Here is a 24,740-nt window from a genome sequence, read left to right as displayed (position 1 = left end):
CACAAAGGGACCCATACCCCCAGGATCCGCGTCGTGGCGGGGAATCTGAGGCGCTCACCGGAGTCCCGGTGCAGTATTCGGCCGGAACGGGTTTCTGTTGACTGGATCACATCACGCGAGGATTGGCCCACGGCCGATTCGACCCAGGCCGGCGCCCTTTCCGGTTACAGGTCAGCCCAAGCCTTGTTGTAGTTTCGGTTTACCTTTCGCCTGCTCGCATTCCTCCGGTTGCTGTCTCTTATGAATGGCTCAGGCGTGCACTGATAGCGGCATGCGGCCGATGACCAGGATCAGTTCGTCGCTGATGGGAGATGGTTTCGAAGCCGGCTACACTAAGGATCCTGCTGAGGTCTCCCACAGGCCAGGAGTACGCAGGCGTCACCGCATGTGGAAATCTCGCAATTTCGTCTCCTTCAAACAGACCTATGAGGAGAAGTCCGCCAGGAGTCAGGCGCCGTGCCAGTTCCCGCAGAACGGAGGGAACCTGGTCGGGTTCAAAGTGGATTAGCGAGTACCAAGCCAGGATGCCGGATGCATATCCTTCGGGAACACCGAGACTCGTGAGGGAGGCGACGCGGAATGGGATGCCGGGGAAGGATGCTTGTGCCTGCTTGATGAACGCCGGCACCAAATCAATTCCTTCGACCGCCGCCCCTTGGTCCGCGAGGAACTTGGTCCAATGGCCGGGCCCGCATCCCACATCCAGCACTGGCCCCACCAGAGGTGCGACCCAGTCAGCTACGAGCTTCCGGTCAGCTGGATGAGAGGACTCGACCGACCCAAATCTGGCAGTGTACTCGGCAGCTCTCTTTGAGTACGCGGTCTCGACCTCTGCATCTGTCATTCAGCCACCTTATGGTGGGCACAGGAATCGATGCTTCCGGGCAGAGTTGCCTATTTCATTTGACGTGCCCTCCACAGACCGGTACGGCCGCGGTGGCCACGGATGGCATGCTGGCCCCGACGCCGGCACTCATCGAGCGCCTTGCCGGCCAGGAGCGCCACGTGGAAGTGATCCAGGACCGCGACCGCCTCGGGGAGCTCGTCGGCGGCGGCAGTCTTGAATCGGCTCTTCAGAGTTGAGGGTGTAATCGCTGGCTGGATGTTGGCTAGCGCGTCGGTCCCGGGGCAGCGATGCGCAGCCGGAGGCCCGATCTTGTGTCACCGTTCGCAGCGGACTTCTTCGCGTACCCGCTCAGATCGGTCAACGGCGTACCCGATAGCGCAGGTGAAGCACCCGGTTGCCCTGAATCACCACGTCGGGATCCTCCAACAACAGGTGCTGTGCGTGGACCGACCCGAAGTAGCGCTTGCCGGACCCGAACACGACGGGTACAACGTCCATGCGCACCTCGTCGACCAGGCCCGCGGCAAGGACCTGGCCACCGACGTCGCCAGCGGCGACCTCGACGATGCGGTCACCCGCGAGCTCCTGCGCCTTGGCCACGGCTGCCTCGACGCCGTCCACGAAGTGAAACCGCGCCCCGAGGTCCCAGCCCTCGGGCTTCGGCCGGTGCGTCACGACGACCACGTGGTCGACACCGCCCGGAGGCTTCCCGTCCCAGCCGTCCGTCATGTCTAAGACGTGGCGGCCGACGATTGTCGCCCCGATCTGGTCCCAGTACGGCCGGGTGTAGTCGTAGGACGTCTGCGACACCTTCACCTCGCCGCTCTCGTCCAACGGCACGTCACCGCTGGTCAACCAGTCGAACAGAGGTCCGGGCTGGTCGTTCTCGTCCGCGAGGACGCCGTCCACCGACACCGAGCCGTACATGACCACCTTGCCCACGGGGCTCTCCTCTGCCTTGGGATGCCCTGTTAACGCCAACCGAAAACAGGACCACTTCTGCCATTTGAAAACAGGGCCACCGACCATTATGGAAGGTGATCAATTTGGATGATTGGGCGGAGATACGCCACCTGTTTTCGACAGGCAAGCACTCGAAGCGTGAGATCGGCAGGATCGTGGGGGTTTCCCGCGGAACGGTGGAGCGTGCGCTGGAGTCGGACCGGGCACCGAAGTATCAGCGGGCGGCCGGGGTATCGAGTTTTGATGCGTTTGCTCCCAGGGTGCGGGAGCTTTTGGTGAAGACGCCGACGATGCCGGCCGCGACGCTGGCGGAGCGGGTGGGCTGGTCAGGTTCCGCGTCACTGTTCCGGGCGAAGGTCGCCGCGATCCGGCCGGAATACGCGCCGCCGGACCCGGCCGACCGCCTGGTCCACGAGCCGGGGTTCCAGGTCCAGTGCGATCTCTGGTTCCCGCACGAGCCGCTGCCCGTCGGTGAGGGCCAGAACGACACGCCCCCGGTGCTGGTGATGACTTCAGCGTTCTCGGGATTCATCCAGGCACGGATGCTGCCGTCGCGGACGACGCCGGATCTTTTGGGCGGAATGTGGACGCTGCTGCAGGACGCGCAGGCGGTTCCGTCGCGGCTGTTGTGGGACAACGAGTCCGGCATTGGCAGGCGCAAACCGACGGAGCCGGTGGCCGCGTTCGCCGGGTCTTTGGGGTTGGAGATCAAGCTGCTTCCGCCGCGGGATCCGGAGTCCAAGGGCATGGTCGAGCGGATGAACAGGTTCTTCCGGCAACGCTTCATGCCGGGCCGGGACTTCCGCTCCCCGGCGGACTTCAACGGCCAGCTGGAGGACTGGCTGCCCAAGGCCAATCACCGGTATTCGCGGTCCCGCCACGGCCGCCCGGACGAGCTGATCGTCCTGGACCGGGAGAGGATGCGGGAGCTGCCGCCGGTGTCCCCGGAGTCGGTGTTCCGGAACGCGGTGCGCCTGCCGCGGGATTACTACGTGCGGGTGTTCTCCAACGACTATTCCGTGGACCCTTCATTCATTGGGCGGATCGTGGACGTCGTCGCTGATCTGGACACCGTGTGGGTCACGCACGAGGGTGTCATCATTGCCACGCACGTCCGTGCGTGGGCCCGGCATCTGGTCCTGACTGATCCGGTCCATGTGGCCCGCGCTGCGGTGATGCGCCGGGACTTCCGGACCCAAAGAGTCCACCGCCCCGAACCCGAAGAAGCGGTCCAGGTGCGGGATCTGGCCGCCTACGACGAGATCTTCGGCATCGACCTCGGCCCGCAGCCGGATCTGGTCCTGGAGGTGGCCTCATGAGCGGGACACCGTCACAGATCGAGTACTACGCCCGGGCCCTGCGCGCACCGCGGATCAGTGATGGGTTCCGCCGGCTCGGGGACCAGGCCCGGGACGCCGGCTGGTCCCATGAGGAGTACTTGGCCGCGGTCCTCTCCCGGGAAGTCTCCGAACGTGAAGCTTCGGGAGCGGCGACGCGGATCAAGGCCGCGAGGTTCCCGGCCCACAAGGATCTCGAAGAGTTCAACTTCGACCATCAGCCCTCCGCGGACCGGAACCTCATCGCGCATCTGGGCACCGGGGTGTTCCTCTCTGAGGCCAAAAACGTGGTCCTGCTCGGACCTCCCGGCACGGGCAAAACCCATCTCGCGGTCGGCATTGGCATCAAGGCAGCCAAGGCCGGGCACCGGGTTCTCTTCGACTCCGCCACTGGCTGGGTCGCCCGGCTCCAGGAGGCGCACTCCCGCGGGAAACTCGCCCAGGAACTGGTCAAACTCCGCCGCTACAGTCTCCTGGTGGTCGACGAAGTCGGCTATATCCCGTTCGATCAGGACGCGGCGAACCTGTTCTTCCAGCTCGTCTCCAGCCGCTACGAACATGCGTCCATGATCCTGACGTCGAACCTCCCGTTTGCCCGCTGGGGTGACGTCTTCGGAGACCTGACCATCGCCTCGGCCATGATCGACCGGATCGTCCACCACGCCGAGGTCATCAGCCTCAAAGGCAACAGCTACCGGCTCAAAAAACACCAACCCGACGCCAGTACGGCACAATAGAACCACAACCTCGTGGCCCCGTTTTCAATTGGCACTAATGGCCCCATTTTCGGTTGGCGTTAACATGCCCCCATGTTAGCAAGTCGTGAGTTGTCGCTCCTGTAAGAATTCAATCGGCCGGCAGCGGCCAACCGTCCAGCGCGTGGCCGGGATGTTCCCGCAGGAACCGCCGCCTGACTTCGACGTACCGGGTCGGCGTGAGCCGGTGAAGGCCCGGAACTCGTGGCCGAAGTGGGCCTGGTCGAAGTAGCCTGCGCCACGCTCAGGTCGCCGATCACGATCGTGTCGAAGTGATCCATGGCTGACCGTTCTTCGCGGGCGCACGCTTAAGAACGTGCTCCCAGACGGTACCGCCCGAACAGTTTCAGCGGGTCGGTCGCGACGCATACCTTGACCATATGTCGGGCGCCGGAGCCATAATCGGTCTGGGCACCAGAGCGGTGCCGCAGAGAAGAGACCGTCGGTTGGCGCCGCCGGAGCAGAGGAGTCCTCGAATGACGAAGTACCTGATCTCGTTCCCCGGTGAAGCCATGGTGTTCCCCGAGGAGGACTTCGAGGCGGTAGTCGAAGCCTCGCATGCCGTCATCGACGAGGCCAAGGCGGCGGGGGTGTACGTCTTCGGCGGCGGGATTGATGAGGACGTTGACCCGGTGCTCGTGGCCGGTGACGGCACCGTCACCGAGGGCACGTACCCAGGCCACAAGGTGCCCAACGGCGGCTACACCGTTCTCGAGCTACCCTCGCGGGAGGCGGCACTTGAATGGGCCGCGAAGATCGCCGTCGCCTGCCGCTGCTCGCAAGAGGTCCGGCAGTTCCTGTACGACCCGGCAAGCTGACGAGGGCGACGTCAGCCAGAGCCGTTCGTGCGTCAGGGGCCCATGGTGAGAGGCGTGCACCAGCGCAAAGGGCGGCCGAGGGATGTCGGCGCTTAGTATACGACCGGGAATTCAGACAGATGCGGGCCGGCAGGTCAGCGGGCAAGGCTCTTTGAGGAACTCGCCAGGGAACGTGCCGCGGCAACGGGAAGACATATTCGACCCGAGGGTCGTTGTTGATGCACCAGCGCTGGCCGACCGCCGTTGATAATGTGACCTTCGGGTGTCCAAATTCACTGCATTAAGTGAGAGAGCGTCCCGGGTTTTCGGTGGGGTGCCGGGCCGGGGTGTGTGCGGGGGTGGTGCCGTGTTTTCGGTCGGGGTGTGGGGTTTGTGTGTTAAATGGGAGAGCCCCCCAACCTGGTGGTTGGGGGGCTCTCGACCGTAATGATGTTCCGGCGGTGACCTACTCTCCCACACCCTCCCGGGTGCAGTACCATCGGCGCTGTGGGTCTTAGCTTCCGGGTTCGGAATGGGACCGGGCGTTTCCCCCACGCTATGACCGCCGTAACCCTTGCTCCGCACCCGTTGGCTGTGCCGTGGGGTGGGAAATCTGTGGTTACAACATGCTTCCTGCCGGTTAAGGCAGGTGTGGTGTTGTTATTGTGTTGTGTTTTTGTTCCCTGCAACAAGCCGGTGTCGGGTTTGTTGTTTGGGAACCACATAGTGGACGCAAGCAGTCTTGTTATCTTCGTACCACCCCTGGGTGTAAACCTCTTTTGAATAGGTTTACGGGGTGGTGTGTGGTGTAAGTTATCGGCCTATTAGTACCGGTCAGCTTCACGAGTCGTTAGTCCTCGCTTCCACATCCGGCCTATCAACCCAGTGGTCTGGCTGGGGGCCTCTCACACACAAGGTGTATGGAAATCTCATCTCGAAGCGAGCTTCCCGCTTAGATGCTTTCAGCGGTTATCCCATCCGAACGTAGCTAATCAGCGGTGCACTTGGCAGTACAACTGACACACCAGAGGTTCGTCCGTCCCGGTCCTCTCGTACTAAGGACAGCCCTTCTCAAATTTCCTGCGCGCGCAGCGGATAGGGACCGAACTGTCTCACGACGTTCTAAACCCAGCTCGCGTACCGCTTTAATGGGCGAACAGCCCAACCCTTGGGACCTACTCCAGCCCCAGGATGCGACGAGCCGACATCGAGGTGCCAAACCATGCCGTCGATATGGACTCTTGGGCAAGATCAGCCTGTTATCCCCGAGGTACCTTTTATCCGTTGAGCGACGGCCATTCCACAATGTACCGCCGGATCACTAGTCCCGACTTTCGTCCCTGCTCGAGATGTCTCTCTCACAGTCAAGCTCCCTTGTGCACTTACACTCGACACCTGATTGCCAACCAGGCTGAGGGAACCTTTGGGCGCCTCCGTTACTTTTTAGGAGGCAACCGCCCCAGTTAAACTACCCATCAGGCACTGTCCCTGACCCGGATTACGGGCCGAAGTTAGATGTCCAAAGTGACCAGAGTGGTATTTCAACGATGACTCCACCCGAACTGGCGTCCGGGCTTCAACGTCTCCCACCTATCCTACACAAGCCACTCCGAACACCAATACCAAACTATAGTAAAGGTCTCGGGGTCTTTCCGTCCTGCTGCGCGTAACGAGCATCTTTACTCGTACTGCAATTTCGCCGAGTTTATGGTTGAGACAGCGGGGAAGTCGTTACTCCATTCGTGCAGGTCGGAACTTACCCGACAAGGAATTTCGCTACCTTAGGATGGTTATAGTTACCACCGCCGTTTACTGGGGCTTGAATTCTCAGCTTCGCCGTAAGGCTAACCGGTCCTCTTAACCTTCCAGCACCGGGCAGGAGTCAGTCCGTATACATCGTCTTGCGACTTCGCACGGACCTGTGTTTTTAGTAAACAGTCGCTTCCCCCTGGTCTCTGCGGCCCCGATCCCCTCCCACCAGCAAGTGGTGTTCAAGGTTGGGGCCCCCCTTCTCCCGAAGTTACGGGGGCATTTTGCCGAGTTCCTTAACCATAATTCTCTCGATCGCCTTAGTATTCTCTACCTGATCACCTGTGTCGGTTTGGGGTACGGGCGGCTAAAACCTCGCGTCGATGCTTTTCTCGGCAGCATAGGATCACCAAATCCCCCCGTGAGGGGGTCCCATCAGATCTCAGGCATCATGAACGGCGGATTTGCCTACCGTTCGCCCTACATCCTTAGACCGGGACAACCATCGCCCGGCTTGGCTACCTTCCTGCGTCACACCTGTTAATACGCTTGCCTCCCAGGATCAGGTCCCGCGCTCCACCAAAACCCACATCACCCCGAAGGGTGGGCGGGCAGGCATCGGGCGGTTAGTATCCCCTGTTCAACATGGACGGTTTTTCGCCGGTACGGGAATATCAACCCGTTGTCCATCGACTACGCCTGTCGGCCTCGCCTTAGGTCCCGACTTACCCAGGGCAGATTAGCTTGACCCTGGAACCCTTGATCATTCGGCGGACGGGTTTCTCACCCGTCTTTCGCTACTCATGCCTGCATTCTCACTCGTGTAGGCTCCACCGCTGGTTTACACCGCGACTTCACTGCCCACACGACGCTCCCCTACCACTCCAGACGCCTGAACCAACCCACAAGGGGCGGCTTAGCTAATATCTGAAATCCACAACTTCGGCGGTGTACTTGAGCCCCGCTACATTGTCGGCGCGGAATCACTTGACCAGTGAGCTATTACGCACTCTTTTAAGGATGGCTGCTTCTAAGCCAACCTCCTGGTTGTCTTCGCAACTCCACATCCTTTCCCACTTAGCACACGCTTAGGGGCCTTAGTTGGTGGTCTGGGCTGTTTCCCTCTCGACTATGAAGCTTATCCCCCACAGTCTCACTGCTGCGCTCTCACTTACCGGCATTCGGAGTTTGGCTGACGTCAGTAACCTTGTAGGGCCCATTAGCCATCCAGTAGCTCTACCTCCAGCAAGAAACACGCAACGCTGCACCTAAATGCATTTCGGGGAGAACCAGCTATCACGAAGTTTGATTGGCCTTTCACCCCTACCCACAGCTCATCCCCTCCATTTTCAACTGAAGTGGGTTCGGTCCTCCACGACGTCTTACCGTCGCTTCAACCTGGCCATGGGTAGATCACTTCGCTTCGGGTCTAGATCACGCCACTGCAACGCCCTATTCAGACTCGCTTTCGCTACGGCTTCCCCACACGGGTTAACCTCGCGACGTAACACTAACTCGCAGGCTCATTCTTCAAAAGGCACGCCGTCACAACTACAAGGTTGCTCCGACGGATTGTAAGCACACGGTTTCAGGTACTGTTTCACTCCCCTCCCGGGGTACTTTTCACCTTTCCCTCACGGTACTGGTCCGCTATCGGTCATTAGGGAGTATTTAGGCTTATCAGGTGGTCCTGACAGATTCACACGGGATTTCTCGGGCCCCGTGCTACTTGGGATACTCTCCAGGCGGCACAAAACATTTCGGTTACGGGGCTCACACCCTCTCTGGCCGGCCTTTCAAGACCGTTCACCTATGCCTGCACATCACACCTCACCAGTCCGGCAGAACTGGTATGGAAAGTCCCACAACCCCGACCATGCAACGCCCGCCGGCTATCACACATGGAACGGTTTAGCCTGATCCGCGTTCGCTCGCCACTACTGACGGAATCACTATTGTTTTCTCTTCCTGCGGGTACTGAGATGTTTCACTTCCCCGCGTTCCCTCCACGCACCCTATGTGTTCAGATGCGGGTCACCAGGCAGCTCGCGCCCCTGGCGGGGTTTCCCCATTCGGACACCCTGGGATCACAGTCCGGTTATCGACTCCCCCAGGCTTATCGCAGATTCCTACGTCCTTCTTCGGCTCCTAATGCCAAGGCATCCACCGTGTGCTCTTAAAAACTTGACCACAAAAGATCAAAAAAACTAATTTACGAGAGAACCACGAAAACCACCCGGACACCACCACCACAACCCGAAGGCCACAGCAACAGACGCCCGGACAGATCCAGGTTCATAATTCTTGGAAATTGCTTCTTATAAAAGATGCTCGCGTCCACTATGTAGTTCTCAAACAACAACCCCAAACCACACACCCCACACACCAGCACCCCACAAAAGGAGAACCAAACGCGCATGATCGATGCAGCCAGGAAACCAGAAACAAACAAACCCGACAAAACACACCACAACCCGTAAGCTGCAGCCCATCCTCCCGGCCCTGTTGCCTCAGGACCCAACAGTGTGCCAAACACTACCCAACAACCCATCCCCGCCGCTTTCCAGGACCCCCGAAGGAATCCGTACTCGCTGCCGGCATGTGCCACCAGGCACCTATTCGTTGATATTCCACCCTTGAGCACCCGCCGCAGAACAATCGTCTGCGCAACGGGCATATACTCCTGACAAACCCCCACACCACATACATGGCATGAACAATCCGTAGGTGCTCCTTAGAAAGGAGGTGATCCAGCCGCACCTTCCGGTACGGCTACCTTGTTACGACTTAGTCCCAATCGCCAGTCCCACCTTCGACAGCTCCCTCCCACAAGGGGTTAGGCCACCGGCTTCGGGTGTTACCAACTTTCGTGACTTGACGGGCGGTGTGTACAAGGCCCGGGAACGTATTCACCGCAGCGTTGCTGATCTGCGATTACTAGCGACTCCGACTTCATGGGGTCGAGTTGCAGACCCCAATCCGAACTGAGACCGGCTTTTTGGGATTAGCTCCACCTCACAGTATCGCAACCCTTTGTACCGGCCATTGTAGCATGCGTGAAGCCCAAGACATAAGGGGCATGATGATTTGACGTCGTCCCCACCTTCCTCCGAGTTGACCCCGGCAGTCTCCTATGAGTCCCCGCCATAACGCGCTGGCAACATAGAACGAGGGTTGCGCTCGTTGCGGGACTTAACCCAACATCTCACGACACGAGCTGACGACAACCATGCACCACCTGTAAACCGACCGCAAGCGGGGCACCTGTTTCCAGGTATTTCCGGTTCATGTCAAGCCTTGGTAAGGTTCTTCGCGTTGCATCGAATTAATCCGCATGCTCCGCCGCTTGTGCGGGCCCCCGTCAATTCCTTTGAGTTTTAGCCTTGCGGCCGTACTCCCCAGGCGGGGCACTTAATGCGTTAGCTACGGCGCGGAAAACGTGGAATGTCCCCCACACCTAGTGCCCAACGTTTACGGCATGGACTACCAGGGTATCTAATCCTGTTCGCTCCCCATGCTTTCGCTCCTCAGCGTCAGTTAATGCCCAGAGACCTGCCTTCGCCATCGGTGTTCCTCCTGATATCTGCGCATTTCACCGCTACACCAGGAATTCCAGTCTCCCCTACATCACTCTAGTCTGCCCGTACCCACCGCAGATCCGGAGTTGAGCCCCGGACTTTCACGGCAGACGCGACAAACCGCCTACGAGCTCTTTACGCCCAATAATTCCGGATAACGCTTGCGCCCTACGTATTACCGCGGCTGCTGGCACGTAGTTAGCCGGCGCTTCTTCTGCAGGTACCGTCACTTTCGCTTCTTCCCTACTGAAAGAGGTTTACAACCCGAAGGCCGTCATCCCTCACGCGGCGTCGCTGCATCAGGCTTTCGCCCATTGTGCAATATTCCCCACTGCTGCCTCCCGTAGGAGTCTGGGCCGTGTCTCAGTCCCAGTGTGGCCGGTCACCCTCTCAGGCCGGCTACCCGTCGTCGCCTTGGTGAGCCATTACCTCACCAACAAGCTGATAGGCCGCGAGTCCATCCAAAACCACAATAAAGCTTTCCACCCCCCACCATGCGATGAGGAGTCATATCCGGTATTAGACCCAGTTTCCCAGGCTTATCCCAGAGTTAAGGGCAGGTTACTCACGTGTTACTCACCCGTTCGCCACTAATCACCGGTGCAAGCACCGGGTCATCGTTCGACTTGCATGTGTTAAGCACGCCGCCAGCGTTCATCCTGAGCCAGGATCAAACTCTCCGTTGAAGTAAAACAGACACAACCACCAACCCCGGAAATAACAGGATAAAATGGCTGCACAAAATTTGAAACCAGCTGTAAAAACCAGACCACACCACGGGGTGGCGGATCCAGTCAATTCAACCAATTCAATACAATAAATTGGTATCAACAAACTTGGCACACTATTGAGTTCTCAAACAACAGACACACCCGGCACCACCACAACCAATCGGCCGTGGATCGCTCCGGAGCAACTTTTCAAACTTACCCGGTTTCCCGCCCCGATGCAAATCCATATTCCAGGACCCGCACCAGCAGAAAACACATCCCCACCAAACAAAGGCGCTCAAAAGAACAACCAACATTTGGTCTTGAATTAGGGGGTTTGGCCGCCCGCGGTAACCAGCTCTTCGCTGTTCCCCTCGCGGCGACTTAGAAAACAATACACCCACCCAACCCCCACCGCAAATCCACCCCTGGAAGGGGCCCCAACCCCGCCATTCCGGGCCCAAAGCCGGCATCGGCACGCAAATTCGGGCGCCGCCGTCGTACGTGAGTTCTGTGTGCTGCGGCACAAGGGCCAACACTGCGCGGGACCTCGACAAGCTGGATCACCAGACGAGGCTCGATCAACGGGAGAGCGCGATCAACCCGGGGGCTCAATCACCGCAAGCCTTAAACGCAGAAGGGCCGGCAACCAAATGGTTGCCGGCCCTTCTCAAGCAGTTGGAATCAGCGGTACTGAATTACCAGGAAGACTTGGTGATGCCCGGGAGCTCACCACGGTGAGCCATGTCGCGGAAGCGAACACGGGAGATACCGAACTTCTGGAAGGTACCGCGGGGACGGCCGTCGATGATGTCGCGGTTACGCAGACGGACGGGCGACGCGTTGCGGGGAAGCTTCTGCAGGCCGAGGCGTGCTGCTTCGCGAACTTCGTCGGTCGAGTTGGGGTCAACCAGAGCCTTCTTCAGTTCGAGGCGCTTTGCAGCGTAACGCTCAACGATGACTTTACGCTGTTCGTTCTTTGCGATCATTGACTTCTTAGCCATGTGTTTAGCGCTCCTCTCGGAATTCGACGTGCTGACGGATCTTGGGATCGTACTTCTTCAGAACCATGCGGTCCGGGTCGTTACGACGGTTCTTCCGCGTCACGTAGGTGTAACCCGTGCCCGCAGTCGACTTGAGCTTGATGATCGGACGTACGTCCTTGTCCTTAGCCATTAGAGCTTCACTCCCCGAGCAAGGATGGCGGCGACGACTACGTCGATGCCGCGTACGTCGATGGTCTTGATGCCCTTTGCAGAAAGCTGCAGCGTGACATTACGGCGCAGGGACGGAACCCAGTAGCGCTTCTTCTGGATGTTCGGATCGAACCGACGCTTGTTGCGACGGTGCGAGTGCGAAATGCTGTGCCCAAAGCCCGGCTCGGCTCCGGTCACTTGGCAGTGTGCTGCCATGACTTCTCCTCAAGAATTGAATGTAATGATCCGCATATCTGCTGCAGGATCATGCGGCTAAGTGCGACCCAAAGTGATCAGGGTGAACGGTTAGTAGCGCAACTTGAGCCCCTAACTACCGGCTACCCTGGAGAAAATTACCGGGCCACCGGAGCAATTGCGCACGCTCCGCGCACTTAGCGCTCACCAAGTCTACGAGTTCACGCAATTAAAGACCAATCCGTGCTCGGACGGTGTATAAGGGGGCGTTGCCTCAGAGGCGCGTGAGCTGGGCGTACTTGGGCTCCAGTCCGTCACCCGAGGACTTGCCCGTGACGCGGCGGACCACCCACGGGCCGGCGAATTCGCGGACCCAGCGGGCGTTGGCGCGGAGGGCTTCGGCCCGGTTCAGTTCGGGCACGGGGGTCATGGGCGGGACTTCGATCGAGTGGTCGTGCTCCAGGACGGTGAGGACGCGTTTGGCCATGTTGGCGTGCCCGGCAGCGGACATGTGCATCCGGTCCTGGGCCCACATGCCCCAGTCGTAGTACTCGTTGAAGCGCCAGTAATCCACCAGCAGCGCTCCATGGTCCCCGGCAATTCCGCGGACCAGTTCGTTGTAGATGGCGGTGCGGCCGCGCATAGTGCTGAAGACCTTCGAGCCGCGCGCGTCGAAGCCGGTGAACATCACCACTGTGGCGCCGGTGGCCGCCAGCTTGCGGATGCCGGCGTCGTACTCCGCCAGCAGATCGTCGATGTCGATCTTGGGCCGCAGAATGTCGTTGGCACCTGCGTAAATGGTCACCAGCGTGGGGTTAAGGTCGACGGCGGCGTCCACCTGTTCCGCCATGATCTGGCGGAGCTTCCTGCCGCGGATGGCCAGGTTGGCGTAGCCGAAGCCGGGATCCGCCGTGCCCAGCTGCTCCGCCACGCGATCCGCCCAGCCGCGAACGCCGTTGGGGCGGCTGGGATCGTCATCCCCGACCCCTTCCGTGAAGGAATCGCCGAGCGCTACATACCGGGTCGAAAAGTCCATGGCATCAGTCTTTCATCTGTTGCCGGGAGCAACCAAGGCGGAGCCTGTCCGGACGGTGTCCAGCAGGGCGAGGGCTTATGGCCGGCTTTCGGTCTCGCGGAGGATCCAGTGGTCATCGTCCAGCCGGGCCACGATCTTTTCGCCGATGCGGGCGAGGTCATTGACGTCGCGTTCCGTCAGGGCGTCCAGGAACTTGGTGCGCACCGCCTCCACGTGCCCCGGTGCAAGCGCCTCCAAAGTGGCCATCCCGACGTCGGACAGGTGAGCGGTGGTGACCCGGGCATCGCGCGGGTGCGGACGCCGCTCCAGCCATCCGCGCTTCTCCAGTTTGGCAACAACATGCGAGAGCCGGGACAGCGACGAACTCGTACGGGCGGCCAGCTGGCTCATCGGCAGGAAGCGGCCCTCGGCTTCGGACAGCATGGCCATGACGTTGTAATCGAACAGGGACACCTTGCCGGCGGTGTGGAGCTGGTTGTCCAGGGCAGCCGGCAGCAGCGTGTTGATGCTCAGGAGTGCCAGCCAGGCACGGCGTTCGTCGGCGTTGAGCCAGCGCGGTTCGGTCATGCGTCCATTCTAGAAGCAGAGCGTGGTTGAGCGTTCAAGTGACGCACGTTCCCGTGGACCCAGCCGGGTAGGCTGACTTTATGTTTGTTGTATCGCTGACCTACAAGGTGCCCGAAGACATCGTGGACTATCACCGCCCTGCGCATATGGCGTGGGTTAAGCAGGCGTTCGACGACGGCGTGTTCCTTGCGTCCGGACGCCTGGTTCCCGCGGTGGGCGGTGTGCTGTTGTCCAAGGCCGACCGAATCACACTGGATGCTGCGTTGGCCAAGGACCCTTTCTACAGCAACGGCGTGGCCGAGTTCGAAGTTATCGAATTCACCGCCACGACCGTGGCGGAGGGTTACGAAAACCTGCTTGACACCTAGGCCCCTGGCCCCTGCCCAGCAGGCTCCGGGGAACTGCCCGGCATCCCCGGCAGTTCCCCGGAAGCACCTACTGCTCCAGAACCAGCAGCTGCGCCTTGTCCGGTTCCCAGGTCACGAACAGCTCCGCGACTGGCGCGGGCCGACCCGTCGCATCTGAGCTGAGTTCGCGCACCTGGAGCTCGTGGCCGCCGGCCGTCAGGCGGTGGCGCACCGTGGCGCCCAGGTTGGTCGAGGAGACCAGCGTCGCCTTGCCGCAGTTGTCCGTGCTTGCCTCGGAGCTGAACTTGAGGTTTTCGGGGCGGATGGACACGGCGTATTTCTCGCCGGTGACACCGCGGTCGCGAACCCTGCCCAGGCCCAGGCCGCCGAGGTCAACCAGCGCCTCGCCGTCCTTGCGTTCCAGGACGGTGCACGGGATGAGGTTTGTGTCACCCAGGAAGCTGGCCACCCAGTCCGTGAGCGGGTGGTTGTAGACCTCTTCGGGCGGGCCCGACTGGACGATCCTGCCGTCCTTCATGACCACGATCCGGTCCGACATGGCCATGGCCTCGTCCTGGTCGTGCGTGACGAAAAGGACGGAGATGCCCAGGCTCTTCTGCAGCGTCTTGATTTCTTCCTGCATGTGTTCGCGGAGCCGCTTGTCGAGGGCAGCCATGGGCTCGTCGAGGAGCAGGGCCGCCGGGTTGAACACCAGGGAGCGGGCCAGGGCCACGCGCTGCTGCTGCCCGCCGGAGAGCTGGCGGGGCTTGCGGTCGCCCATCTTGCCCAGGCCCACGCGTTCCAGCGCGCTATCGGCGCGTTGTCGCCGTTCGGCCTTGGGCACCTTGCGCATCCGGAGCGCGAACTCCACGTTTTCGCGGGCGCTCATGTGCGGGAAGAGGGCGTAGTTCTGGAACACGACGCCCAGGTTCCGGTCCCGGGGCGGGAGCGAATCCACGGGCTTGCCGTCGATCAGGACGCTCCCGGAGGTGTGCTCCTCGAAGCCGGCAACCATCATCATGGTGGTGGTCTTGCCGGATCCGCTCGGTCCCAGCAGGGTGACGAATTCGCCGGGTTCCACCACCAGGTCCAGTTCGTCGACGGCAACCACGTCGCCGTACGTCTTACGGACCTGCCGGAGTTCAATGGAACCCTGCGCGGACGCCGTCGTCCTGGTGCTTGCTGCTGCGGAAATCACTGAAGTAGTCATGGGCCTTCCTTAGTTTGGTGCGGACACGGCCAGCGGCAGCATCCTGGCGGTGGAACGCCGTTTGAGAACGAACATGACCTGGAACAACAGCCCCAGGGTGGCCACGGTGACCAACAGAGCCGAGGACACCGCGATCTTGGGGGTCAGGTTGAACTGGATGTCAGTGAACATCTTCACGGGCAGGGTGGTGGCGCTGGGCGACTGCATGAACAGCGACATCACGGTCTCGTCGATGGAGACCGAGAAGGCGAACAGCGCCCCGGAAACCAGCCCGGGCAGGATGACCGGCAGATAGACGTGCCGGAACACGGACAGCCATCCGGCGCCCAGGCTCTGCGCCGAATTGACCAGCGCCGGGTTCAGTCCGGCAAGGCTGGCACGCGTGGTCAGGTACACGTACGGGGTGGCGATGACGGCATGCGCCAGGCCGATGGGGAGGATGCTGCCCAGCACGCCGAGGGAGATGAAGAACTGGTAGAACGCCAGCGCCAGCACCACGGTGGGGACGATCATCGGCGCCAGGATCAGCCCGACGACAGCCTGCTGGCCCGGGAACTTGCGTCCGTGCAGGCCGATCGCCGCGGTCGCGCCGAGAAGCACACCGATCACGACGGCGATCGCTGCAGATTGGAGGCTGGCCGTCAGGGCCGAGGTCCAAGCCTTGTCAGCGAAGAAGCCCGCGACGGCGGCGAACGAGATTCCTTCGGGCGGGAACGTGATGTAGCGGCTGTCGTTAAGGGCAACAGGCACCACGATCGCCGTCGGGACCACCAGGAACAGGAACACCGGAATGGAAAGCAGCGTCAGCAGTCGCTGCCGGGGATTAGTTGTCTGCATGTTGGCCTCCCGCCTTGAGCACTCGCTGGTAGATGGCAACGAGGATGCTGACCAGCACTGTCAGGATTACGGCCAGGGCCGCGGCCCCGGAGAAGTCGGTGAGCTGTCGCGCGTAGTAGTCGATCTGGTTGGCGATCATCATGTCGCCGGGTCCGCCCATGACCACCGGGGTGATGAAGAATCCGGTGCTGATGATGAACACGAGCAAGCCTGCCGCGGAGATGCCCGGCGTGCTGAGCGGCAGGGTGATCCGGCGGAAGATTGAGGCTTCCTTGGCCCCGAGCGACCGCGCCGCCAGGGCAAGCCGGTCATCGATGGAGGTCAGCGAGGAGAAAATCGGGAACACCGCATACGGGAGCAGGCAGTGAACCATGCCGATGATCACTGCCAGCCGGTTGTGCAGCAGCTCAATGGGAGCATCGGTGAGGCCCACCGTCTGGAGGAAGGAGTTCACGATGCCGTTGTCCTGGAGTAGCACGGCCCACGCGAAGTTCTTCACCAGGATACCGGTCCAGAAGGGCAGCAGCACCACGGCGAACAGGATCACGCGGGTCACCGTGCCGGAGCGCCACAGCACCAGGGCAATGACGTAGCCCAGGACCACGGTGACGACGGTGGATGCCAGGCTGATGCTCAGGGTGTTGATCAGGGAACGGACCACCAGCGGGTCTTCGAGGACGCGTTGGTAGGCGTTGCCGGTGAAGCTCGAGCCCACCAGTTTGCCCAGCGGGCTGAGGAACAGTACGACGTCGAAGGCCAGGATCGGGGCCAGCAGCAGCCACCACATGGTGCGCCGCCGTCGGGGTTTCTCCTGCTCCGGTGCCGGGGCGCGTCCCGCCGGACGCGCGCGTTGCAAGGTTGCGTTGCTCATGTCAGCTGGCCTGCCACAGCTTGAACTGCTGCTCGGTCTTCTTCAGGTTCTCCGACCACCACTTGTCGTCACGGACCAGGATCTTGCCGGCCAGGCTCGGGCTGGTGGGCAGGGTGTCTGCGACCTCCTTGGGCAGCTTGGACAGCGCCGGAGTGTTGGCCAGGGTCAGGTTGGTGACCGTGTCGAAGGCGGCGCCGGCCTCGGCGTCGTTGGACATGAAGTTCATCAGTTTGAAGGCGGCTTCCTTGTTCTTGGCCCCCTTCGGCACCACGAAGTAGTCGCCGGCAAGCACCGCGTTTTCCGCGCTGAAGTTCAGCTTGGCGCCGTCGTTGCGGGCCGCGTTGATGCGGTTGTTGAAGCTCGTGGACAGCGAGACCTCGCCCGAGGTGAGCTGCTGGATGGGCTCCTGGTTGGCCGCGTGGTAAAGCAGGCGATCCTTGCCGGGGTGGTGGCCCAGCACGCGCAGGGCCCGGTCGACGTCGAGCGGGTAGATCTGGTCGAACGGCACGCCGTCGGCCAGGAGTGCGGCCTCCAGCACGGAGCTGTCCGAGAGCTGGTTGTAGACCGAGCGCTTGGTATCGTACTTGCCCTGGTCGAAAAACTGCGCCCAGTCCTTGGGGGCCTGCGCATCGGGGATGGCCTTCTGGTCCCAGGCCATCACAAACAGGAAGCTCAGGTACTTGATGCCATACTCCGCCTTGGCGTAGCCGGGCAGGCCCTTGTCGCTGATGATGTCGTAGTCGAACGGCTCCAGGAGGCCTTCTGCCACGGCCGTTTCGTACTCCGGGGCGGTGATTTCCACGAGGTCCCACTGCACGTCCCCGGACTGCACCTGGGCCTTGAGCGCGGCCAGGCTGGTGTTGGCCAGCAGCGTGGTTTGGATCCCCGATTGCTTGGAGAAGGGGTCCAGAATCGTCTGGGTCAGCTGGTCATTGTAGGAGCCGCCGTAGGAGGTGACCGTGACTGTCTTGTTGGCTGCCGCGCTATCGGCGGGCTTTGCCCCGCAGCCGGACAGTGCCAGGCCTGCAAATGGGGTCAACGCTGCTGCTTTCAGGAGTTTCCTGCGGTCAAAATGAAGGGAACTGTCAGTCATCGCGGTGGTGCCTCTCAAGGCTGGGGCCCGCCCGGCGCACGCCAAAGGACGCCGTGTGCCGAAGGGGCAGGTTGGGGATTCCGCGTTCACGCTGGCATCCCGACGGCGGCGGTTCACGCCCCGAACGGCCCACACAGCGCTGAGCGGACTAGAGCTGACGCGTTGAGTCGTCGTCAGTGCCGCAACAGTATCTGTGATGTTGCACACAAGTCAACAGCTGTTTACAAACCACTTGCTTTCGGGCTGTTCTTGAGCACCGCGTCCCGGTCCATCAGCTTCTTCAGCCCGCGCTTCCGCGGCACCTTGACGGGTTCCGGCCAGCGCGGCGCCAGTGCATCCCCGAGGGTGACGCCCCTGATTTTGCGGCCAAAAAGCGGCAGCACCCAGTCGTTAACCCAACGCCGCTGCCGCTGTTCCCACTCCCGGAGGCTGAGCCGCTCCGGCGGGTCCCAGTCCTTGAGCCGGATTTTGTGGGGCACCCCCAGCTGATCCAGCACCTGCCCGGCGAGGTACTTGTGGCCCGCCTTGGACATGTGGAGGCGGTCCGAGTCCCACATCCGCCGGTCATGGAAGGCGTCCAGGCACCAGTAATCCACCAGGACCGTCCCGTATTTGACAGAGATCTCGCGGACGCGCTGGTTGTAGACCGTGTTCCGCTTCTTCAGCAGCTCCAGAACGGCCGAGACTTTGACGTCGAAGCCGGTGAACAGGACCACCGTGGCCCCGGTCCCGGCCAGTCGCGCCACGAGGTCCTCGTACTCGTCCATCAGGGCAGCCATGTCCGTGCCGATGTCCAGGATGTCGTTTCCGCCGGCGTACAGCGTGATCAGCGTGGGCTTCATGGCCAGCGCCGGTTCCAGCTGCTCGGTGATGACGTGACGCAGGCGCTTGCTCCTGATGGCCAGGTTGGCATATTCCCACCCCGGCTCAGCCTTGGCCAGTTTCTCCGCCACCCGGTCAGCCCACCCCCGGACGCCGTTGGGCAGCCGCTCATCCCGGTCCCCAACACCTTCTGTAAACGAGTCCCCCAAAGCGACAAACACCCGCCGGCCCTCACGGTCCGAGAGTAAAGGATTAGAACCCATCCACTGAAAGTAACCGGCCAAAGAAACGCCAAGGTAAACGGACAGCAACAGGCTGTGCAGAAGGGTTGCGACCCAGGGGCAGCGTGCGGGGGCGCGTTTGGAGTGCCGGGTGCTAGGCGTGTCCATCAGGCCGCCGCCTCTGATCATCGGCAGCTGCTCAGCCTTTGTCACATTTTTGCGACCTATGGTCACGATCAGGTAACGTTGGCGGCTGGCCCCAATGCAGGGCCCCGGGCGCCCGATCACTGGACCCCCGACGCGCCCCTTCGGCGCCTGCTAGCTCCGGCCCTGCCAAGGGGCCCCAGGATGCTTTCCGCACTCGTCATCGTCTCAAGTGCATCAGTAGTTTCTTCCAGTCCTAGCCCGGAGGTATCTTGTTCAAGAAAATAGCCATCATAACCACCATGGGTGCTTTGTCCCTGACAGGATGCGGCCTAGCCCCTACGACCAATGGGGCGTCTGCCCCATCCTCGGCTGGCCGCGCGTCCGCACCTGCCACTCCAGCCCCAACTGCCTCAGCCTCGGCGTCTTCAGCCGCAGCGTCTCCGGCGCCCACGGCTTCGAGCAGCGGCCAGACCCCAGCTTCGGCGGCGGAAACCCCGGTGGCAGCTGTCCCCCCGGCGCCTGCGCTGGCCGCGGCCCCGGCCCCGGCCCAGCCGGGGCCCGCAGCCGGCCAGGCTCTCGCCACGACGGGTGACGGTGCCCAGGCAGCTACCGCCTTCGGTTGGGGCCCGGTCCTGACGGGCGACGAATTCTCCAACACCGGCGCACCGGACCGGACCAAATGGAGTGTCTACAACAGTGCAGGGCATGCCGGCAAAGGCCTGCGCAGTCCCCAGGCTTGGTCGGTTGCCAACGGCGTGGCCACCGTTAGCGGAGACGCAGCCGGCACCACGGGCGGCATGTCGGCAAAGTTCGCGGAACAAAAGTATGGTCGCTGGGAAACGCGCATGAAAACCAATTCACGGGACCCGAAATACCACCCGGTCCTGATCCTTAACAACAACGCTGCCCCGAACTGTGCCGAGATCGATTATGCCGAGGGCAGCTCAGTCACCTCCGTGATGAGGTTCTTCCTGCACTACGCCTGTGGTGGAGCGGATTTCCAGACCACAGCGGCGACGCCCGTCGATGGCACACAGTGGCACAACTACGCGGTGGAGTGGACCCCGGCCGGCATCAGCGGATACGTCGACGGAGTAAAGACCTTCACTGACACGAACCCGGCGCACCAGCCCTCTACCGTAATGAAGCAGACATTGCAGCTGGATTGGTTCCCGGACGGCTCCGCCACCAAGCCCTCGCAGATGCAGGTCGACTGGGTCCGCGTCTACAAGTAAGAAAAACCCACCAGGACCTGGCGAGTTCCAGCGGTCGTTGCAACACCCTGACTTTCGGGAGTGGCAACGACCGTGGTTCGTTAAGGTGATGATTCATCAAGATCCCGGTGGCAGGGGAAGGTCCAGAAGCGCTCGGCTAGACCTCGGCCTTACCCTGGCGCCAGTACCCCATGAAGGCAACCTGCTTCCGGTCGATCCCCACGTCCCGGACCAGGTACCGCCGCATGTCCTTGATAACGGCGGCCTCACCGGCGATCCACGCGTAGAAAGGCATGGCACCGGCCGGCATGGCGGGGTTCTTGGTGGCCTCGATTTCAGCTGTCTCCATCCGTGCGGGCGTCTCCCAGAGGATGTCCACGTCCACATTGACGTCTTCGGGCTCCGGGCCCGCACCGGCGTCGGACGCTTTGATGCCCACCCAGCCGGGAACGGGAACTGAAGTGCGCACTGCCTGCTGCAGCAGTTCGCCGTGCGGGCGTGAGCGGCCGATCGCGGCACCCCGGGCAAGCCAGGTGATGTCGACGTCGGCGGCTGTCTTGAGATCGAGGAAGTCACCGGCCTCCGGTACTTCCAGGAAGGCATGGCCGCTCATGTAGGACGGCAGGTTTTCGAGGATCGCGGAGATGGCCGGGATGGCGGTTTCGTCGCCGGCTAGCAGGACACGCTGGGCCATACCCGGCCGCCACTCGATGCCGGAGTAGATCTCGGCCGTGACACAGTGGGCGGCGCGGTTGTTGGGGCCGATGATAGTGATGGCGTCGCCCGGCTGGGCGTTCTGGGCCCAGTTCGCGGCGGGACCGCCGTGGCCGTCGGCGTCGAAGTGCATCACAAAGTCAACGTCAATTTCGGGATAAACGGCATCGAGCCGGGACTGGCGGACCGTGTACGTGCGCATCGAGCCGCGGACCGCTGGGTCCATGGCCAGCCATTCCTGGTACCAGCCGGCCTGCGCCATTTCGAAGACCGGCAGCGGCAGCTTTGTGCCGTCGGACGCCAGGGATGGGATCATCAGCTTGATCCGCAGGTCGAGGGTGTCGCCGTTAACGCCGAAGTCACGCAGCGAATACCCGCCGAAGGTGATCCGGCGGAAGTTGGGGCTCAGCTCCTGCACCGAGGAAACCGTCACCTCGAAAGCCAGGGTCATGGGCTCGGTGGCGGCGATGTCGCGGGTCTTCATGAAACGAGCTCCAGTTCGGTTGCGGCGGTGTGGTGGCGGCCGATGGGGATGATCAGGGGTGTGCCCGAGACCGGATCGGGAATCACCCGGGACTCAAGGCCGAAAACGTCGCGGACCAGCTTTTCGGTGACAACAGTTATGGGGTCACCCAGGGCCACGATCTCGCCGCCCTTCATGGCGATGACATGGTCCGCGTAGCGTGCCGCGAGGTTCAGGTCGTGGAGGACGATGGCCACGGTGGTGCCGCGCTTGCGGTTCAGGTCCGTGACCAGGTCCAGGACTTCCACCTGGTGCGCCAGGTCCAGATATGTGGTGGGTTCGTCCAGCAGGAGCACGTCGGTTTCCTGGGCGAGCGCCATGGCGATCCAGACACGCTGCCGCTGGCCGCCGGACAGTTCATCGACGTTCCGCTCAGCGAGTTCCAGCGTTTCCGTCGCTTCGAGCGCGCGCTGCACGGCGGCGTCGTCCTCGGTGCTCCAGCTGCGGAAGAAGCCCTGGTGCGGATACCGGCCGCGGCCCACGAGGTCGCGGACAGCGATGCCGTCCGGTGCGGTGGGGTGCTGCGGGAGGAGGCCCAGGGTGCGCGCCAGTTCACGGGCCGGGCGGGCGTGGATGTCCTTGCCGTCCAGCGTAACCACGCCGGCTGCGGGTTTGAGGAGGCGGGACAGGCCGCGGAGGAGCGTGGACTTGCCGCACGCGTTGGCGCCCACGATCATGGTCACCTTACCCTCGGGGATTTCCGCCGTGAGGCCGTCCACCACGCAGCGCTGGTCGTATTTGAGGGTGAGGTCCTGGGCGCTGAGAACAGCCATGTCAGGCATCCTTTCGGTTGGCCGTGACCAGAAGCCACAGCAGGAACGGGGCACCGAGCGCGCCGGTGATAACACCGACGGGCAGCACGGTGCCGTCCAGCAGCAAGGGGGCGAGGTTGGCCGCGACGTAGTCGGCCGTGAGGACAATCAGCGCACCCACCAGGGCCGACGCCGGGAGGCTGGCTTTACGGGTGAAGCGCCGCGCGATGGGGCCGGCCAGGAAGGCGACGAACGAGACAGGCCCGGCGGCCGCCGTCGCCACCGCGGCGAGTGCGACGGCGGTGACCACCACGGCGAGGCGCGTGAACCCGACGCGGATGCCCAGCCCGGCCGCGGCGTCGTCGCCGAGTTCCAGGATGCGCAGCGGCCCGGCAAGGGCGATGACCGCGGGGACCAGAACCAACAGCGCCAAGGAGAGCAGGCCCGCCCGGTCCCAGTTGGCGGAGTTGAGGGAGCCGTTGAGCCAGACGAGTGCGTCGGCTGCCGTGCGGATGTCCGCGCGGGTCATCATGAAGTTGACCACCGCGTGGAGGGCGGCGGCGATGCCCACACCGGCCAGAATCAGCCGGCTGCCCGCGGCGTTCCCCCGGTTGCCGCCGCCTGAGCCCAGTGACGGTCCGCGGGAGATGGCGTAGATCAGCGCTGCGATGCCCAGCGCGCCGCCTAGCGCCGCTCCGGATACGGCCGGACCGGTGGCGCCGAAGATCACGATGGCGGTGACCGCGGCCGCGCTGGCTCCGTAGCTGATGCCGATCACGTCGGGGCTGGCCAGCGGGTTGCGGAGCATGGTCTGGAACAGGCCGCCGGAGAGGCCGAACGCGGCGCCGATCATCACGCCGATGACGGCCCGGGGCAGCTTGTTCTCCATAACGATGAAGCTTGCGCCGGGGATTTTCTCGCCGCCGGTCAGGTGTCCGATGAGGATCTTGAAGAAGTCCGGGATGGTCACGGTGTAGCTGCCCAGGAGCACGTAGATGGCGAACATAACCAGAACGGCGAGGGCCAGGGCGGTGGTCCGCCAATGTTGCGCTATCAGTTTTGGTCGTTTAGACCCGGTTTTGGCAACCGGAAGTGATAGGTCAACGGGGGGTTTGGTTTCGACGAGGTTCACAGGCCGGCCCCCTTGCCACGGCGGATGAGCCAGACGAAGACGGGCGCACCCACGAGTGCGGTCATGATGCCGGCCGGGACCTCGCCGGGAAGCAGCACAACGCGGCCGATGATGTCCGCGCCGAGCAAAAGTGCCGGCGCGAGGACCAGGGAGAACGGCAGGATCCAGCGGTAGTCGGGGCCGGTGAGTGAGCGGACCGCGTGCGGAATGACCAGGCCAACAAAGCCGATGGGCCCTGCCAATGCCGTCGCGGAGCCGCACAGCAGCACGATGCCCAGGGCGGTGACTCCCCGGCTCAGGCCCACACGCTGGCCCAGGCCGCGGGCAATGTCATCACCCAGCGCGAGGCTGTTGAGGATGCGGCCGGTGCCCAGAATAATAAGTGCCCCGACGGCCAGGAACGGGAGGCCCGGAAGCACCACGGCCCAGTCGCGGCCGGAGATTCCGCCCACCTGCCAGAAACGGAAGCGGTCCAGGGTGTCCTGGCTGGAGACGAGAATGACGCTCATCAGGGAATAGAGCCCGGCGCTGAGCGCGGCGCCGGCGAGGGCGAGCTTGACCGGCGTCGCACCGTCCCTGCCCATGGATGCGATGAGGTAAACCACGACGGCGGCGGCTCCGGCGCCAATGAAAGCGAACCAGATGTAGCCGCTGAGGGAGGTGACGCCGAAAAGATAGATGCCGGTCACCACGGCCAGCGCGGCGCCGGCATTGACACCCATGATGCCTGGATCTGCCAGCGGATTGCGGGCAACGCCCTGCATGGCGGCGCCGGCCAGGCCCAGGGCGCCGCCAACGAGGATGCCGAGGACGGTGCGCGGGATGCGTGCGTGGACCACGGCGTGGTCCCCGTTGGCGGCGTCGAACTGGGTGAGCGCCTGCCACACGGTGGTCAGGGAAAGGCCCCGGGCGCCGATGGCCAGGGAAGCGGCGGCTAACAAAGAAAGTACGACGACGGCGGCCAGCAGCCAGGCAAGCTGCGTGGTTCTGGGCGTCCCGCCGGCGCTAGCCAATCGACCCGATCGACCGGCGCGAACGGACACTTGGGGCCCTCGTTGCGACCCGATCGGGGCCCCAAGTGTCCGTTCGCGCTGTCCGGCGGGTGCCGCCGTCGTACTTTCCGTCAT

General features: G+C 62.6%; 23 protein-coding genes and 3 rRNA genes. 5 read left to right on the top strand and 21 right to left on the bottom strand.

Annotated features, from left to right (window positions below; translation table 11 throughout):
• Positions 1-238 precede the first annotated feature (238 nt).
• From MUN23_RS09755 to MUN23_RS09745, 3 genes are all read right to left on the bottom strand, one after another.
• On the bottom strand, positions 239-844 hold the full coding sequence (locus MUN23_RS09755; RefSeq protein ID WP_248763596.1) for a class I SAM-dependent methyltransferase: 606 nt from the start codon (positions 842-844) through the stop codon (positions 239-241).
• Between the two features lie 50 nt (positions 845-894).
• Complete coding sequence (locus MUN23_RS09750; protein WP_371876037.1) at positions 895-1,020, bottom strand: transposase; 126 nt, start codon at positions 1,018-1,020, stop codon at positions 895-897.
• A gap of 184 nt (positions 1,021-1,204) precedes the next feature.
• Positions 1,205-1,789, bottom strand: a complete 585-nt coding sequence (locus MUN23_RS09745; RefSeq protein ID WP_248763595.1) for a dihydrofolate reductase family protein — start codon at positions 1,787-1,789, stop codon at positions 1,205-1,207.
• A gap of 95 nt (positions 1,790-1,884) precedes the next feature.
• Here MUN23_RS09745 and istA point away from each other — a divergent pair, with 95 nt between their 5' ends.
• From istA to MUN23_RS09730, 3 genes are all read left to right on the top strand, one after another.
• A complete protein-coding gene (gene istA, locus MUN23_RS09740) occupies positions 1,885-3,129 on the top strand; it encodes an IS21 family transposase (protein WP_248763594.1) in 1,245 nt (414 codons plus the stop codon).
• Positions 3,126-3,884 carry an IS21-like element helper ATPase IstB gene (gene istB / locus MUN23_RS09735; protein WP_248763593.1) on the top strand — a complete coding sequence of 253 codons (759 nt, stop codon included), beginning with the start codon at positions 3,126-3,128 and terminating at the stop codon, positions 3,882-3,884. The genes istA and istB overlap by 4 nt, the downstream gene beginning before the upstream one ends.
• A 494-nt stretch (positions 3,885-4,378) precedes the next feature.
• Positions 4,379-4,720, top strand: coding sequence for a YciI family protein (locus MUN23_RS09730; protein WP_248763592.1), 342 nt, complete (start codon positions 4,379-4,381; stop codon positions 4,718-4,720).
• 432 nt (positions 4,721-5,152) lie between these two features.
• On the opposite strand, the gene rrf is transcribed toward MUN23_RS09730, so the two are convergent.
• From rrf to MUN23_RS09685, 9 genes are all read right to left on the bottom strand, one after another.
• A 5S ribosomal RNA gene (rrf, locus tag MUN23_RS09725) occupies positions 5,153-5,269 on the bottom strand.
• Between the two features lie 233 nt (positions 5,270-5,502).
• Positions 5,503-8,638, bottom strand: a 23S ribosomal RNA gene (locus MUN23_RS09720).
• Positions 8,639-8,660: 22 nt separating this feature from the next.
• Complete coding sequence (locus MUN23_RS09715; protein ID WP_248761709.1) at positions 8,661-9,125, bottom strand: hypothetical protein; 465 nt, start codon at positions 9,123-9,125, stop codon at positions 8,661-8,663.
• 61 nt (positions 9,126-9,186) lie between these two features.
• Positions 9,187-10,712, bottom strand: a 16S ribosomal RNA gene (locus MUN23_RS09710).
• The 16S, 23S and 5S rRNA genes sit together here, the layout of an rRNA operon.
• Positions 10,713-11,434: 722 nt before the next feature.
• Positions 11,435-11,740, bottom strand: coding sequence for a 30S ribosomal protein S14 (gene rpsN / locus MUN23_RS09705; RefSeq protein WP_026266887.1), 306 nt, complete (start codon positions 11,738-11,740; stop codon positions 11,435-11,437).
• A gap of 4 nt (positions 11,741-11,744) precedes the next feature.
• On the bottom strand, positions 11,745-11,912 hold the full coding sequence (gene rpmG, locus MUN23_RS09700; RefSeq protein ID WP_013602737.1) for a 50S ribosomal protein L33: 168 nt from the start codon (positions 11,910-11,912) through the stop codon (positions 11,745-11,747).
• Positions 11,912-12,148 carry a 50S ribosomal protein L28 gene (gene rpmB / locus MUN23_RS09695; RefSeq protein ID WP_056342125.1) on the bottom strand — a complete coding sequence of 79 codons (237 nt, stop codon included), beginning with the start codon at positions 12,146-12,148 and terminating at the stop codon, positions 11,912-11,914. Before rpmB ends, rpmG begins: the two co-directional genes overlap by 1 nt.
• 253 nt (positions 12,149-12,401) lie before the next feature.
• Positions 12,402-13,163 carry an SGNH/GDSL hydrolase family protein gene (locus tag MUN23_RS09690; RefSeq protein WP_248763591.1) on the bottom strand — a complete coding sequence of 254 codons (762 nt, stop codon included), beginning with the start codon at positions 13,161-13,163 and terminating at the stop codon, positions 12,402-12,404.
• 75 nt (positions 13,164-13,238) lie between these two features.
• The gene (locus MUN23_RS09685; RefSeq protein WP_056342119.1) at positions 13,239-13,730 is read right to left on the bottom strand and encodes a MarR family winged helix-turn-helix transcriptional regulator; all 492 of its coding nucleotides are present in this window, start codon (positions 13,728-13,730) and stop codon (positions 13,239-13,241) included.
• 80 nt (positions 13,731-13,810) lie between these two features.
• Between MUN23_RS09685 and MUN23_RS09680 the strand changes: the two genes are divergently transcribed.
• Complete coding sequence (locus MUN23_RS09680) at positions 13,811-14,098, top strand: YciI family protein (RefSeq protein WP_248763590.1); 288 nt, start codon at positions 13,811-13,813, stop codon at positions 14,096-14,098.
• Between the two features lie 67 nt (positions 14,099-14,165).
• Here the strand turns inward: MUN23_RS09680 and MUN23_RS09675 are convergent, their stop codons facing one another.
• The 5 genes from MUN23_RS09675 to MUN23_RS09655 all read right to left on the bottom strand — a co-directional run bounded on the left by MUN23_RS09675 (position 14,166) and on the right by MUN23_RS09655 (position 19,173).
• On the bottom strand, positions 14,166-15,287 hold the full coding sequence (locus tag MUN23_RS09675; protein WP_248763589.1) for an ABC transporter ATP-binding protein: 1,122 nt from the start codon (positions 15,285-15,287) through the stop codon (positions 14,166-14,168).
• A gap of 9 nt (positions 15,288-15,296) precedes the next feature.
• The gene (locus MUN23_RS09670; RefSeq protein ID WP_248763588.1) at positions 15,297-16,124 is read right to left on the bottom strand and encodes an ABC transporter permease; all 828 of its coding nucleotides are present in this window, start codon (positions 16,122-16,124) and stop codon (positions 15,297-15,299) included.
• Positions 16,111-16,995, bottom strand: a complete 885-nt coding sequence (locus MUN23_RS09665; RefSeq protein ID WP_248763587.1) for an ABC transporter permease — start codon at positions 16,993-16,995, stop codon at positions 16,111-16,113. Before MUN23_RS09665 ends, MUN23_RS09670 begins: the two co-directional genes overlap by 14 nt.
• Before the next feature lies 1 nt (position 16,996).
• Positions 16,997-18,088 carry an extracellular solute-binding protein gene (locus MUN23_RS09660; protein WP_248763586.1) on the bottom strand — a complete coding sequence of 364 codons (1,092 nt, stop codon included), beginning with the start codon at positions 18,086-18,088 and terminating at the stop codon, positions 16,997-16,999.
• A gap of 221 nt (positions 18,089-18,309) precedes the next feature.
• The gene (locus MUN23_RS09655) at positions 18,310-19,173 is read right to left on the bottom strand and encodes an SGNH/GDSL hydrolase family protein (protein ID WP_248763585.1); all 864 of its coding nucleotides are present in this window, start codon (positions 19,171-19,173) and stop codon (positions 18,310-18,312) included.
• Between the two features lie 602 nt (positions 19,174-19,775).
• On the opposite strand from MUN23_RS09655, the gene MUN23_RS09650 reads away from it, so the two are divergent.
• Positions 19,776-20,513 (top strand): glycoside hydrolase family 16 protein, encoded by a 738-nt coding sequence (locus tag MUN23_RS09650; RefSeq protein ID WP_248763584.1) that lies wholly within the window; start codon positions 19,776-19,778, stop codon positions 20,511-20,513.
• A gap of 136 nt (positions 20,514-20,649) precedes the next feature.
• Here MUN23_RS09650 and MUN23_RS09645 read toward each other — a convergent pair whose 3' ends face one another.
• From MUN23_RS09645 to MUN23_RS09630, 4 genes are all read right to left on the bottom strand, one after another.
• Positions 20,650-21,690 carry a siderophore-interacting protein gene (locus MUN23_RS09645; RefSeq protein ID WP_248763583.1) on the bottom strand — a complete coding sequence of 347 codons (1,041 nt, stop codon included), beginning with the start codon at positions 21,688-21,690 and terminating at the stop codon, positions 20,650-20,652.
• Positions 21,687-22,502 (bottom strand): ABC transporter ATP-binding protein, encoded by an 816-nt coding sequence (locus tag MUN23_RS09640; RefSeq protein WP_248763582.1) that lies wholly within the window; start codon positions 22,500-22,502, stop codon positions 21,687-21,689. The genes MUN23_RS09645 and MUN23_RS09640 overlap by 4 nt, the downstream gene beginning before the upstream one ends.
• Position 22,503: 1 nt before the next feature.
• A complete protein-coding gene (locus MUN23_RS09635; RefSeq protein WP_248764043.1) occupies positions 22,504-23,487 on the bottom strand; it encodes an iron chelate uptake ABC transporter family permease subunit in 984 nt (327 codons plus the stop codon).
• A 122-nt stretch (positions 23,488-23,609) separates the two neighbouring features.
• On the bottom strand, positions 23,610-24,740 hold the full coding sequence (locus MUN23_RS09630) for an iron ABC transporter permease (protein ID WP_248763581.1): 1,131 nt from the start codon (positions 24,738-24,740) through the stop codon (positions 23,610-23,612).

It is taken from the genome of Pseudarthrobacter sp. SSS035, assembly GCF_023273875.1.
GTDB lineage: Bacteria > Actinomycetota > Actinomycetes > Actinomycetales > Micrococcaceae > Arthrobacter.
The sequence above is the reverse complement of the archived record's forward strand: the minus strand, read 5'-3'. Positions and strand labels throughout refer to the sequence as shown.

Bases quoted from the DNA above. Each gene is read 5' to 3' on its own strand.
- MUN23_RS09755 (WP_248763596.1), bottom strand. From the start codon at position 844: ATGACAGATGCAGAGGTCGAGACCGCGTACTCAAAGAGAGCTGCCGAG.
- istB (WP_248763593.1), top strand. From the start codon at position 3,126: ATGAGCGGGACACCGTCACAGATCGAGTACTACGCCCGGGCCCTGCGC.
- MUN23_RS09730 (WP_248763592.1), top strand. From the start codon at position 4,379: ATGACGAAGTACCTGATCTCGTTCCCCGGTGAAGCCATGGTGTTCCCC.
- MUN23_RS09715 (WP_248761709.1), bottom strand. From the start codon at position 9,125: ATGCCCGTTGCGCAGACGATTGTTCTGCGGCGGGTGCTCAAGGGTGGA.
- rpsN (WP_026266887.1), bottom strand. From the start codon at position 11,740: ATGGCTAAGAAGTCAATGATCGCAAAGAACGAACAGCGTAAAGTCATC.
- rpmG (WP_013602737.1), bottom strand. From the start codon at position 11,912: ATGGCTAAGGACAAGGACGTACGTCCGATCATCAAGCTCAAGTCGACT.
- rpmB (WP_056342125.1), bottom strand. From the start codon at position 12,148: ATGGCAGCACACTGCCAAGTGACCGGAGCCGAGCCGGGCTTTGGGCAC.
- MUN23_RS09690 (WP_248763591.1), bottom strand. From the start codon at position 13,163: ATGGACTTTTCGACCCGGTATGTAGCGCTCGGCGATTCCTTCACGGAA.
- MUN23_RS09685 (WP_056342119.1), bottom strand. From the start codon at position 13,730: ATGACCGAACCGCGCTGGCTCAACGCCGACGAACGCCGTGCCTGGCTG.
- MUN23_RS09680 (WP_248763590.1), top strand. From the start codon at position 13,811: ATGTTTGTTGTATCGCTGACCTACAAGGTGCCCGAAGACATCGTGGAC.
- MUN23_RS09675 (WP_248763589.1), bottom strand. From the start codon at position 15,287: ATGACTACTTCAGTGATTTCCGCAGCAGCAAGCACCAGGACGACGGCG.
- MUN23_RS09670 (WP_248763588.1), bottom strand. From the start codon at position 16,124: ATGCAGACAACTAATCCCCGGCAGCGACTGCTGACGCTGCTTTCCATT.
- MUN23_RS09665 (WP_248763587.1), bottom strand. From the start codon at position 16,995: ATGAGCAACGCAACCTTGCAACGCGCGCGTCCGGCGGGACGCGCCCCG.
- MUN23_RS09660 (WP_248763586.1), bottom strand. From the start codon at position 18,088: ATGACTGACAGTTCCCTTCATTTTGACCGCAGGAAACTCCTGAAAGCA.
- MUN23_RS09655 (WP_248763585.1), bottom strand. From the start codon at position 19,173: ATGGGTTCTAATCCTTTACTCTCGGACCGTGAGGGCCGGCGGGTGTTT.
- MUN23_RS09645 (WP_248763583.1), bottom strand. From the start codon at position 21,690: ATGAAGACCCGCGACATCGCCGCCACCGAGCCCATGACCCTGGCTTTC.
- MUN23_RS09640 (WP_248763582.1), bottom strand. From the start codon at position 22,502: ATGGCTGTTCTCAGCGCCCAGGACCTCACCCTCAAATACGACCAGCGC.
- MUN23_RS09635 (WP_248764043.1), bottom strand. From the start codon at position 23,487: ATGTTCGCCATCTACGTGCTCCTGGGCAGCTACACCGTGACCATCCCG.
- MUN23_RS09630 (WP_248763581.1), bottom strand. From the start codon at position 24,740: ATGACGGAAAGTACGACGGCGGCACCCGCCGGACAGCGCGAACGGACA.